The following is a 12010-nucleotide window of genomic DNA, read 5'->3' as shown; positions in this document are numbered from 1 at the left end:
CAACCGGTCAAGCGGCTTGACGCGGCCTAGACATGCTGGTTGCCGCATCGATCTGAAAGCGCCTGACGACCCCTTCCAATGTCTGCGTTTGGGCGCCGAGTGCGCGGCAGGCCGAAGCGGTTTCGACGGCCATTGCCGCGTTGTGTTGCGTCACCTGGTCGAGAGCATTGACGGCGGCGTTGATCTCGCGGATCGCGACCGCCTGCTCGGAGGATACCGAGACGATCCGGGCGATGAGCCCGGCAACCTGCTCGACCTGTCCTTCGATTTCCTGAAGCGCCTTGCCGGTGCGGTTGACAAGCTCCACGCCGGTGGAAACCTGAGACGAGGATGTGGAAATCAGGGCCCTGATCTCCTTGGCGGCGTTGGCCGAGCGCATGGCGAGTTCGCGCACCTCCTGCGCCACGACGGCGAAACCCTTGCCGGCTTCGCCCGCACGGGCGGCTTCGACGCCGGCATTGAGCGCCAGGAGATTGGTCTGGAAGGCGATTTCATCGATGACGTTGACAATGTCGCCGATCTGCGACGACGAGCCTTCGATCCGTTCCATGGCGGCGATGGCTTCGCGAACGACGGCCGCCGAACGCTCGGCGCTGGTGCGGGTCTCAGTCATCATGCCGGTTGCCTTGCCGGCATGTTCGGCGGCGTCCTTCGCCTTGGCATTCATCTCGTCGAGCGCGGTTGTGGCCTCTTCGAGCATGGCGGCCTGCTGTTCGGTGCGCGATGCGAGACTCTCGGTTGCACCCGTAATGTCGGCCGAGGAGCTATCCACCTGTTTGGAGGTCTGGGCGATCTCGGCCATCGAGGCGCAAAGCGCGTCCATGCTGTCGTTGAACTTGGCGCGCAAAGTCTCGTAAGCGGCGGCAAAGGGTGTGGCGATCCGGCAATCGAGATTGCCGTGCGATAGCTGGTCCAGGCCGTGGGTCAGCTGAGCGATCACCGTTTCGCGTCCCTGCTCCTCGGCGGCTTTGTCGGCCATCTGGCTGCGTTCGCGTTCAAATTCCGCATCGCGAAGCGCCGTCTCGCGCTTCTGCGCGTCCTGCCGCTCGAGCGCGTTTCGGCGGAAGACCGCCACGGCCTTGGACATGGCGCCGATCTCGTCGGAACGGCTGGCATAGGGAACCTCGGTCGAAAAATCGCCGTCTGCGAGGTTGCCCATATAGGCCTTCATGCCGTCGAGCGGCACGATCGCCCGGCGGCGCAGGAGATAGAGCCCGACCAGCAACAACGCGAAGGATCCGAGGCCGGCGCCACCTGCATAGATCGTCCAGGTGACGATTTCCGAGGCGGCATTGCGCTCCTCGCCCTTCAGGAAGGCGTCGGAATTGGCGACGAGTTTTTCGACCGCGTCCTGGTGCGAATGAAAGGCGACGCGCAACTGCTCGATCGCCCCGTGCGCCCTGTCCTCGTCCTTGGCGGTCAGGGCCGGGATGATCTCGCGGTTCATCACGTCCCAGAATGTATCGCCCTTGGCAAGCACATCGTTTTCGAGTTCGTCCTTCAAAGACTGCGGCAGCCGGGTGGTTTTCCAATAGGCGCGGCGGTCGTCGTAAGCGGCCTTGAGATTGGCGATCTTGGCAAGATTGGTGTCGGTGAGTTCGGGAAATTTGCTCGCCTCGAAGGAAAGCATGTAGGATTCGACGACAAACAGCGGCGGCGGCAGGATATCGGCGATCAGATCCTTGCCGTAGACGACCTGCTCATAAACCGGGCCGTTGACCTTCAGCCTTTCGAGCGCCGATTGCTGCAATCCAATCGACATGAAAAGGCCTGCTGAAACGGCGACACCAAACGCCACTAAACTGCGGGCAATAGTAAAGGCCAAGGTTCGTCTCCAAATAACTTTTGGCTTCTCGTTCGCGAGATGCCTGATCTACGTACCGCATTATTTCGCACGAACGCTGAAATATGGTTAATTCTTCTGGGTATCAGAAGTTGATCGGCCCGCCCGGGGCGGAGGCAGGCGTCCAAAATTGGGGTGATCAGCGACAAGGGCTATTTTGGTAGCATTACCTTCGTCTGGCTGACGGGGTCAGGCCGAGCACGAGCCAGCCATGGCCTTCTATGCCCGCCCTTCAGCGCAAGCCGGCACGGATATCGATCTTGCCGCGAGATTCACAAAGGCATAGAGCTTTGAACTTCTCGATGAATGGCCACCGGGCCAAAGCTTTTGGAACTCCTGGCTCATCTCACGCGCTATGCATGATTTCGATGATTTGCGTGCGGTTTTCCCAGGTTGCGACGATGGTCGGCTCGTCCATCTCGATCGGCATCTCCGGTGCGCGTTCCAGCAAAAGCAATTTCTGATTCCTCTTGGGCAATGATGATCTGGTGCGGGCGGCGCCCATCGAGCCGGCGGCGGGCATACTTGCAACTACGCGTGCACATGGTTTGACTTAAAAATCGTTTTAAAATCAAACGATTGGCTAGCGCCAGGCGCCGGAAATTTCGAACGCCTTCGACATTCTGGGCGACAGCGCGCTTTTCGAGTTTTTTACCACCAGATTCAACCTGTCCAGCTATGTCTCGAACATGGACGTCGACAAGCAGGCCGAGATGGTCGAGAATTTCATCGACATCAAGGATCTGCGGGATCCTGACAAAGTCGACAATTTGATCAAACGCTTCACGGCCATGTTGACGTCGCCACCGGCACGGGCACCACGTCGTCAGCGCTTCGGTCCTGGCTCAGCGACGATAAGCGCAGACACGCTGCTTGCGATGGCGCAACTGAAAACCGGCTCAGCCGTTAAACCTTATATTAATCATTAAATCCCCATTAATAAGCACAGTAAAATATTCGTGACATGTCCGAATTGACTGCGATGAAATCTGGGGGGATTTACGAGTGAGCATTCTTGATCGTGGTGCAAATGCCGTTGCGGCTCTTGCCGCTCTATCGAACTCGCAAGCCATGATCGAATTCGACCTGTCGGGCATGATCCTTACCGCGAACGAAAATTTCTGCCGGGCGCTCGGCTATGAGTTGCGGGAGATCGCCGGACAACATCACCGCATGTTCGTCGAGCCTGCCTATGCGGCCTCGGCGGAATACAAAGCCTTCTGGACGAAGCTGTCAGCCGGGAAATTCGATCAGCAGCAATATAAGCGGCTCGGAAAAGGCGGCCGCGAAGTCTGGATCGAAGCGTCCTACAATCCGGTGTTGCGGCGCGGCAGGCCGGTCAAGGTCATCAAGATCGCAACCGATATCACCGCGCAGAAGCTGAAATCCGCCGAGGATGCGGGCAAGATCGACGCATTATCGCGCGCTCAGGCGATCATCGAACTCACCCCGGCCGGCGAAGTTTTGAACGCCAACGACAATTTCCTCGCCGCCCTCGGCTATTCGCTTGCCGAGATCCAGGGCAAACATCATTCGATGTTCTGCGAAACCGACTATTCGAGATCGGAGGCTTACAAGGAATTCTGGCGCAAGCTTGCGAGCGGCCAGTTGATCGCCGACGAATTCATGCGTGTCGGAAAGGGCGGGCGGAAGGTCTACATCCAGGCCTCCTACAATCCGATCTTCGACCTGAACGGCCAGGTGTTCAAAGTCGTCAAGTTTGCCACCGATGTCACGGCGCGCGTCGAGAATGTCGAACAACTTGCCCGTTGCCTGACGAACTTCGCCGACGGCGACCTGTCGCAGGCGATCCGGATGCCTTTCATTCCCTCATTGGAGCGGCTGCGCACCGACTTCAACAGCGCCTCGGAAAAACTGAAGGACGCAATGGCAACGGTTGCCGAAAATGCCAAGGCGATTTCGGCTGGTTCCAACGAAATCCGCACGGCAGCCGATGACCTGGCAAAACGCACCGAGCAGCAAGCGGCCTCGGTCGAAGAGACGGCGGCCGCGCTTGAGGAAATTACCACCACGGTCAAGGATTCGAGCCGCCGCGCCGAGGAAGCCGGTCAGCTGGTGGCGCGCACCAAACACCATGCGGAGCATTCCGGCCAGGTGGTGCGGGATGCGATCGGAGCGATGGATCAGATCGAAAACTCGTCACACGAAATTTCCAACATTATCGGCGTCATCGATGAAATCGCCTTCCAGACCAATCTTCTGGCGCTCAATGCCGGCGTAGAGGCGGCGCGGGCAGGGGAGGCCGGCAAGGGGTTTGCGGTCGTTGCACAGGAGGTCCGTGAGCTGGCCCAGCGGTCGGCGAAAGCCGCGAAAGAGATCAAGAGCCTGATTACCGCGTCCGGTTCCCATGTCGCAAACGGCGTCGCTCTCGTCACGAATGCCGGATCGGCGCTGCGGGAAATCACGAGCCAGGTTCATGACATCAATACCAACGTCACGGCGATCGTCGAGGCGGCGCGCGAGCAATCGACGGCGCTTGGCGGCATCAGCCAGACCATCAACACCGTCGACCAGGGAACGCAGCAGAATGCCGCGATGGTTGAGGAGCAGACTGCCGCAAGCCATGGCCTTGCCCGGGAGGCTGCGGCACTCTTCAAGCTTCTTGAGCAGTTCCGTTTCGAGGACGCGCCGAAATCACGCTCTTCGTCTACGCAGGCCGGGCGTCATCCTTCGGTGCCGGCGGCTTTGAAAGTCGTCCGCACGGCCTCGGCTCATGGATCGGCGGCCGGCGCGCTGAAATCCGATTGGGAAGAATTCTGATTCAGCTCAAATTAAAGGTCTGAAAAAAGCGCGGCGGGCCTGACAGCCGCTTCGCGGGATATTGGGCTTCTGCCTCGTTCCAACAACGAAGACATTGCCGACGCTTACGACGCGGCTTCCCTATCCATTCACCGAAACGATCGGAACGCGGCCAGGCGATCAGCCTCGGAGGCGGGTGGAAATGCTGCACTGCCAAAAAAATCGTCACGCGCGCGCCTGCGCGTTTTTTCGGCATGACCCATTGACAATTCATCCTTGATGGCACTTGATACGTTATTCCAGTAAAACAGACAGAAGTCCATTATACTGGAACAATCGGAAAGCATCCATAAGGGGAACGCCATGACCATTTCCTTTCGCACCGGCGTGATGTCGCTGGTCGCCGCCGCCTTGTTGTCCACGCCTGTGCTGGCCGAGGGCAGCAAGCTCGATGAAGTGCTGGCCCGCGGCCACCTCGTCCTCGGCACGGGCAGCACCAACGCGCCCTGGCATTTCAAGAGCGCGGACGACAAGCTTCAGGGTTTCGACGTCGACATGGGCCATATCATCGCCAAGGCTCTGTTCGGCGATCCTGAGAAAATCGAATATGTGAACCAGTCTTCCGACGCCCGCATCCCGAACATCACCACTGACAAGGTCGACATTACCTGCCAGTTCATGACCGTTACCGGCGAACGCGCCCAGCAGGTTGCCTTCACCATTCCCTATTATCGCGAGGGTGTCGGCCTGATGCTCAAGGCGGACGGAAAATATGGCGACTACGCCGCGCTCAAGGCCGCCGGTTCCTCCGTCACCATCTCGGTTCTGCAGAATGTTTATGCCGAGGCAATGGTGCATGCGGCCTTGCCGGAGGCGACCGTCGATCAGTATGATTCCGTCGACCTGATCTATCAGGCGCTGGAGTCGGGACGCGCCGATGCCGTCGCCACGGACCAGTCGTCGCTTGCCTGGTACATGACGCAGAACCCGGGCCGCTACAAGGACGCCGGCTACGGCTGGAATCCGCAGACTTACGCCTGCGCCGTCAAGCGCGGCGACCAGGACTGGCTGAACTTCGTTAACACCGCTCTGCACGAAGCCATGACCGGCGTCGAGTTCGACTTTTACGCCAAGTCCTTCAAGACCTGGTTCGGCAAGGATCTGGCGCCGCCGCAGATCGGCTTTCCTGTTGAGTTCAAGTAACGGCCACGCGGAGCGGGATTGTTCTCCCGCTCCGCTGAAGCGCCGTGCGTCTTTCCAGACGCGCAAAGGACGCTGCAACACTTTGAATCTGCGCATCGTGCACGATGCGTTAGTCTGAAAGGGCGGCCCGTATGGGTTACACGCTGAATTTTGCTGCCGTCTGGCGCAATTTCGATTTTCTTTTGAGCGGGCTTGCGCTCAGCCTCGGCCTGGCAGTGATCTCGATCCTGATCGGGGCGGCGATCGGCCTCGTCGTGGCCTTCGCGCTGACGTCCAAGAGCCGCTTTGCGGTGGTGCCGGCGCGGGTCTATGTCACTGTCATTCGCAACCTGCCGATCCTCGTCCTGGTGCTTTTCGCCTTTTTCGCGCTGCCGCAGATGGGCTTGCGCCTCGACAAGATAAAAAGCTTCGTGCTGGTTTTATCCCTCTATTCCGGCGCCTATCTGGCCGAGGTGTTCCGCGCCGGCTTGTTGTCGATCCCGAGAGGGCTGACCGAGGCCGGCCTCGCCATCGGCCTGACGGGGATGCAGATCCGCAGCTCGATCATCGCTCCGCTGATGCTGCGCAACGTGCTGCCATCGCTGTCCTCGACGATCATCTCGCTCTTCAAGGACACCTCGCTTGCCGCCGCCATCGCCGTGCCGGAACTGACCTTTGCCGCCCGCAAGATCAATGTCGAAAGTTTCCGCGTCATAGAAACCTGGATGGTCACCTCGGCCCTCTATGTCGTGACCTGTTTCCTCATCGCCGCCGCGATGCGCTTCGTCGAGCGCCGTCTGGCCCTGCCGAGATAGATCTGATGTCCCACACCTTTCTCGAACAACTCTGGATCGCCCGCTACGTCATCATCAACGGCATCGGCGTGACCGTGTCGATCTCTCTGCTGGCCATTCTCGCAGGGTCGGTCCTCGGCGTTTTCGTCGGCCTGGCGCTCGTCTATGGCGGCGTTGTTTTGCGTCTGATCGTGCGTGCCTACACGGATATCATCCGCGGCACGCCGGTGCTCGTGCTGGTGCTGGCAAGCTATTATGTTTCCGCCGCCGTCGGGCTCGATCTCGGGCCGTTCTCCGCCGGCGTGCTCGCCCTTGCGATCTTCTGCTCCTCGCATGTCGGCGAGATCGTCCGCGGAGCGCTTCAGGCGATCCCGAAGGGGCAGACCGAAGCCGCCAAGGCGATCGGCCTGACCTTTACCCAGACCTTCACCTCGGTGCTGTGGCCGCAGGCCATGCGCCAGTGCCTGCCGGCCTGGGTGAATACGGCGGCCGAAATGGTGAAGGCCTCGACGCTGCTCTCCGTCATCGGCGTCGCCGAGCTTCTGCTGCGCACGCAGGAGATCATCTCCCGCAATTTCATGAGCCTGCAGTTCTATTTCCTGGCCGGCGGTCTCTATTTCATCGTCAACTACGGCATCGAGCACTTCGGCAAATATGTCGAGCGCAAGACCGCCCTGCCGTCCTGAGGAGTTCCCCCGATGGCCAAGACCATTCTCGACATCAAGGGTCTGCGCAAGACTTACGGCATCCACGAGGTCCTCAAAGGCGTCGATTGCGCCGTCGAGGAAGGCGAGGTCATTTCCATCATCGGCTCGTCCGGCTCCGGAAAGACCACCTTGCTGCGCTGCGTCAACATGCTGGAAGAATTCCAGGGCGGCACGATCAGCCTCGATGGCGAAGAGATCGGCTACCGCGTCGACGGCGCAGCCCGCCGCCGCAAGGGCGAGAAAGAGATTGCCCGCCAGCGCGCGCTGACCGGCATGGCCTTTCAGCAGTTCAATCTCTTCCCGCATATGAGTGCCGCCGAAAACGTCATGCTCGGCCTCGTCAAGGTGAAGAAAATGACGAAGCCGGATGCCCGCGCCGTCGCGGAAAACTGGCTCGATCGCGTCGGCCTTTCCGCCCGCGCGAACCATTATCCCGGACAGCTTTCCGGCGGCCAGCAGCAGCGCGTCGCCATCGCCCGCGCTATCGCCATGTCGCCGAGACTGATGCTGTTCGACGAAGTGACCTCGGCGCTTGATCCGGAACTGGTGGGCGAAGTGCTGCAGGTGATCAAGGGGCTTGCCGCCGACGGCATGACCATGCTGCTCGTCACCCATGAAATGCGCTTTGCCTACGAGGTTTCGTCGCGCGTTATCTTCATGAACCAGGGCGTCATCTGCGAAGAAGGCGATCCGAAGGAGATGTTCGTGCGGCCGAAGACCGAACGGCTCGCGGAATTCCTCAAAACCTCGAGTTTCAATTAGAGCATGATGCCGAAAAGTGTGAGCGGTTTTCGGGTAACATCATGCTTTAACTCTTTAATTTAGAACAGGATGATTTTAGGTCAACCGGGCCTTAAATCATCCTGTTCTAAAGGCGAAGACGATCGGCGCGGCTGTTCGACCGCAGAGCTGAAAGATCGCGGTCGCACCAACCGGCGTCTTCGGGCGCCGGCGCCCGCACAAATTACGTTCAATCTGCATTCCCGGCAGGCAAATTTCCCGCACAGCATTCGCGGCATCTTGAAAATCCTGAATACAGGATTTTGGCATGCGCTTTGCTTTCTGTCTTGTATGCAAGATAGCCAGACATCCGAGACCACGCAGAAATCCATCGAGGCGACGATCGTCTCCGGCATCCTTTCTGCCAAGATCCGGCCCGGTACGCGTCTCGGCGAAAACCAGCTGGCAGCGCTCTTCGGCGTGTCCAGAACCCGCGTCCGCGAAGCGATGATGCGCCTGGAGACACGCGGCATCGTGCATGTCAGTCCTCGGCGTGGCTGGTTTGTCGTCGAGCCGTCCGCCGAAGATGCGATCGCGGTCTATGAGGCGCGGCGTATCGTCGAGGCCGGTCTGCTGCGCAGCATGCGGACGCTGACGGACGAGGGCAGCAAGGCGCTCGACGCGCATCTTACTGAGGAACGAAATGCCATGGCGGCCGGCGACCGCCAGCGCCTGACCTATCTGATGGGCGATTTCCATATCCGCATCGCCGAATTGAGCGGCAACGCCATCATCGTCGATATCCTGCGCGACCTGACCGCGCGGACGATCCTCATTTCAATGCTCTATCAATCCGAATTTCACGCCGCACAATCCCACAAGGGGCACTGCCGCATCTTCGAGGCCATGCGGGCGGGCGATTTCGTCAGGGCTGCAGAACTCTCCGTCGAGCATCTCGACGACGTGGAAATGGGTCTCGACCTCACGGCGCGCCCGGATCCGCTTTCGGACTTGCGCAGTTCCCTGTCGCTTCCCCCCCAGAACCGCATCCTCACCTCTCAGACCCAAAAACCACAACTTCAAAGGAGCAATTAACGCATGCTGACAAGACGAGTTTTCTTCGCAATCGCGACCCTGGCGGCAACCTTCGGCTTCGGCTCCGCGTCTCATGCCGATGCTCTCGCCGACATCACGGCGCGCGGTACGCTGCGTGTCGCCGTCCCGCAGGATTTCCCGCCATTCGGCAGCGTCGGCACCGATATGGCGCCGATGGGCTACGATATCGACGTCGCCAATCTCATTGCCGAGAAACTGGGCGTCAAGACCGAGCTCGTGCCGGTCACCAGCGCCAACCGCGTGCCCTATCTGCAGACCAACAAGGTCGATCTGGTCATATCAAGCCTCGGCAAGAATGCGGAGCGCGAAAAGGTGATCGATTTCTCCGCAGCCTACGCTCCCTTCTTCAACGGCGTGTTCGCGCCGGCCGATGTTTCGATCGCCAAGGCGGAAGATCTCGCCGGCAAGAGCATCGGCGTCACGCGCGGCTCGGTCGAGGATCTGGAGCTGACGAAGATCGCGCCGGCCGACGCGACGATCAAGCGTTACGAGGACAATAACGGCACGATCTCGGCCTTCCTGTCCGGCCAGGTCGACACCATCGCCACCGGCAACGTCGTGGCGGCTGCGATCCTTGCCAAAAATCCCCCCAAGCGCCCTGAGCTCAAATTCCTGATCAAGAACTCACCCTGCTATATCGGCCTCAATAAGGAGCAGGCGACTCTTCTGGAGAAGGTGAACGGAATCATCGCTGCCGCCAAAACCGATGGCGCGCTGAACGCCATATCGCAGAAGTGGCTCGGCACCGATCTTCCGTCGGATCTCTGATGGGCTTGTTCTTACGGATGTCATTCTCGCCTGCAGGCGGGATGACATCCGCTCGTCACTGCAAGAGGGGACAATTCCTTGAGCTATCATTTCGAATTCGGCTGGCTGCTTCAATATTACCCTGAGATCATCAAGGGCATACTGGTCACCCTGGAACTGATCGCGATCGGCGGAGTGCTCGGCATTTCGCTCGGCATCGTCTGTGCCTGGGTGCGCGCACTCGGGCCGGCCTGGCTGAAACCTGTCGTTGCCAGCTATGTCGAACTGATCCGCAACACGCCGTTCCTGATCCAGCTGTTTTTCATCTTCTTCGGCCTGCCGTCGCTCGGCCTCCAGCTTCCCGAATTGACCGCCGCCAACCTGGCAATGGTCATCAACCTCGGCGCCTATAGCTGCGAAATCATTCGCGCCGGCATCCAGGCGACCCCGAAGGGGCAGTTCGAGGCAGGCGAGAGTCTTGCCATGACGCGCTTCGAAACCTTCCGCCATGTCGTTCTCGTCCCGTCACTGCAGCGCATCTGGCCGGCGCTGTCGTCGCAAGTCGTCATCGTCATGCTCGGCTCGTCGGTCGTGTCGCAGATCGCCGCCGAGGATCTGACCTTTGCCGCGAATTTCATCCAATCGCGAACCTTCCGCGCCTTCGAGGCGTACATCGTCTCGACAGCGATCTATCTGGTGATGGCAATCCTGCTCCGACAGCTGCTGGGGATCGTCGGCGGCTTCATTTTCCCGAGGAGAGAAGCACGATGATCGAGTTCACGCTCTGGGACATCCTGCGCAATCTGCTGCTCGCCACCCGCTGGACCATTCTCCTCTCGCTCGTCTCCTTCGCCGGCGGCGGCGCGGTCGGGCTGGGGCTGCTGTTCTTGCGCATCAGCAAGCGCAAGACATTCAGGGTGCTCGCGAAATACTACATCGAACTTTTCCAGGGCACTCCGCTGCTGATGCAGCTCTTCATCGCCTTCTTCGGTCTCGGCCTGTTCGGCATCGACGTGCCGGCCTGGCTTGCTGCGGGACTGACGCTTACCCTGTGGAGTGCCGCCTTCCTCGCCGAAATCTGGCGCGGCTGCGTCGAGTCGATTGCGAGGGGCCAATGGGAAGCGTCCGCCAGCCTCGGCATGGGACGGTTGCAGCAGATGCGCTATGTCATTCTCCCGCAGGCGCTGAGGGTCGCCATACCGCCCACGGTCGGCTTCTCCGTTCAGATCGTCAAGGGCACGGCGCTGACCTCGATCATCGGCTTCGTCGAACTGTCGAAAGCCGGCACCGTGGTCACCAATGCCACCTTCCAGCCCTTCACGGTCTACGGGCTCGTCGCCCTCATCTACTTCGCCCTTTGCTGGCCTTTGTCGAAAAGCAGCCAGATCCTGGAAAGGAAGCTCAATGTCGCTCATCGAAATCACTGAAGTCCGCAAAAGCTTCGGAACCACCGAGGTGCTGAAAGGCATCAATCTCGATGTGCAGGCTGGCGAAGTCATCGCCATTATCGGCAAAAGCGGTTCGGGTAAGTCGACCCTGCTTCGCTGCATCAATGGCCTGGAGAGCATCACCGACGGTTCCATTTCGGTGGCCGGCGCGCAGCTCCTCGATGACGAAGTGCATCTGAAGGCATTGCGGCTCAAGGTCGGCATGATCTTTCAGCAGTTCAACCTCTTCCCGCACCTGACGGTCGGAGGCAACGTCATGCTGTCGCAGACCGTGGTCAAGAAGACCCCGAAGACCGAAGCAGAGGCCACCGCCCGCAAAATGTTGGAGCGGGTGGGGCTGGGTCACCGGTTCGACGCCTATCCCGACGAGCTGTCGGGCGGCCAGCAGCAGCGCGTCGCCATCGCCCGCGCGCTCGCCATGCAGCCGGCAGCACTTCTTTGCGACGAGATCACCTCGGCGCTCGATCCGGAGCTGGTCGCCGAAGTTCTGGCCGTCGTGCGTGAGCTTGCCGCCGAGGGAATGACGCTGCTGATGGTCACGCATGAGATGAAGTTCGCCCGCGACGTCTGCAACCGCGTCGTCTTCATGCATCAGGGCCGGGTCCACGAGGTGGGCCGGCCCGAGGAAGTCTTCGCTAACCCGCAGACGGCAGAGCTGAAGCAGTTTCTCGGCGTCAGTTAGAAACGCCGGCG

Annotated in this window: 12 protein-coding genes and 1 pseudogene; 11 read left to right on the top strand and 2 right to left on the bottom strand. The window is 60.1% G+C overall.

Annotated elements, in window-relative coordinates:
• Nucleotides 1–7: 7 nt before the first annotated feature.
• Both AF337_RS29140 and AF337_RS43810 read right to left on the bottom strand, forming a co-directional pair.
• Nucleotides 8–1825, bottom strand: a complete 1818-nt coding sequence (locus tag AF337_RS29140) for a methyl-accepting chemotaxis protein (protein ID WP_049734901.1) — start codon at nt 1823–1825, stop codon at nt 8–10.
• Nucleotides 1826–2189: 364 nt separating this feature from the next.
• Nucleotides 2190–2366 carry a hypothetical protein gene (locus AF337_RS43810; protein WP_167347808.1) on the bottom strand — a complete coding sequence of 59 codons (177 nt, stop codon included), beginning with the start codon at nt 2364–2366 and terminating at the stop codon, nt 2190–2192.
• Between the two features lie 64 nt (nt 2367–2430).
• Here AF337_RS43810 and AF337_RS29135 point away from each other — a divergent pair.
• The 11 genes and pseudogenes from AF337_RS29135 to AF337_RS29080 all read left to right on the top strand — a co-directional run.
• Nucleotides 2431–2772: pseudogene (locus AF337_RS29135) on the top strand (DUF1217 domain-containing protein); the annotation flags it as partial.
• A 76-nt stretch (nt 2773–2848) separates the two neighbouring features.
• A complete protein-coding gene (locus AF337_RS29130; protein WP_049734899.1) occupies nt 2849–4624 on the top strand; it encodes a methyl-accepting chemotaxis protein in 1776 nt (591 codons plus the stop codon).
• A 342-nt stretch (nt 4625–4966) separates the two neighbouring features.
• On the top strand, nt 4967–5806 hold the full coding sequence (locus tag AF337_RS29120) for a transporter substrate-binding protein (RefSeq protein WP_049734897.1): 840 nt from the start codon (nt 4967–4969) through the stop codon (nt 5804–5806).
• 131 nt (nt 5807–5937) lie between these two features.
• Complete coding sequence (locus tag AF337_RS29115; protein WP_049734896.1) at nt 5938–6600, top strand: amino acid ABC transporter permease; 663 nt, start codon at nt 5938–5940, stop codon at nt 6598–6600.
• 5 nt (nt 6601–6605) lie between these two features.
• Nucleotides 6606–7265 (top strand): amino acid ABC transporter permease, encoded by a 660-nt coding sequence (locus AF337_RS29110; RefSeq protein WP_003591527.1) that lies wholly within the window; start codon nt 6606–6608, stop codon nt 7263–7265.
• Nucleotides 7266–7277: 12 nt separating this feature from the next.
• Complete coding sequence (locus AF337_RS29105) at nt 7278–8048, top strand: amino acid ABC transporter ATP-binding protein (RefSeq protein ID WP_049734895.1); 771 nt, start codon at nt 7278–7280, stop codon at nt 8046–8048.
• Between the two features lie 309 nt (nt 8049–8357).
• Nucleotides 8358–9101, top strand: a complete 744-nt coding sequence (locus AF337_RS29100; RefSeq protein WP_049734894.1) for a GntR family transcriptional regulator — start codon at nt 8358–8360, stop codon at nt 9099–9101.
• Nucleotides 9102–9104: 3 nt separating this feature from the next.
• Nucleotides 9105–9890, top strand: coding sequence for a transporter substrate-binding domain-containing protein (locus tag AF337_RS29095; protein ID WP_049734893.1), 786 nt, complete (start codon nt 9105–9107; stop codon nt 9888–9890).
• Nucleotides 9891–9968: 78 nt separating this feature from the next.
• Nucleotides 9969–10640, top strand: coding sequence for an amino acid ABC transporter permease (locus tag AF337_RS29090; RefSeq protein WP_049734892.1), 672 nt, complete (start codon nt 9969–9971; stop codon nt 10638–10640).
• Entirely contained in the window at nt 10637–11296 is a 660-nt protein-coding gene (locus AF337_RS29085; RefSeq protein WP_049734891.1) for an amino acid ABC transporter permease, read from the top strand. Before AF337_RS29090 ends, AF337_RS29085 begins: the two co-directional genes overlap by 4 nt.
• A complete protein-coding gene (locus tag AF337_RS29080) occupies nt 11274–11999 on the top strand; it encodes an amino acid ABC transporter ATP-binding protein (protein WP_049734890.1) in 726 nt (241 codons plus the stop codon). Before AF337_RS29085 ends, AF337_RS29080 begins: the two co-directional genes overlap by 23 nt.
• Nucleotides 12000–12010: the final 11 nt, after the last annotated feature.

The sequence above is a fragment of the Rhizobium ecuadorense genome (genome assembly GCF_001187535.1).
GTDB classification, from domain to species: Bacteria; Pseudomonadota; Alphaproteobacteria; order Rhizobiales; family Rhizobiaceae; genus Rhizobium; species Rhizobium ecuadorense.
The sequence above is the reverse complement of the archived record's forward strand: the minus strand, read 5'-3'. Positions and strand labels throughout refer to the sequence as shown.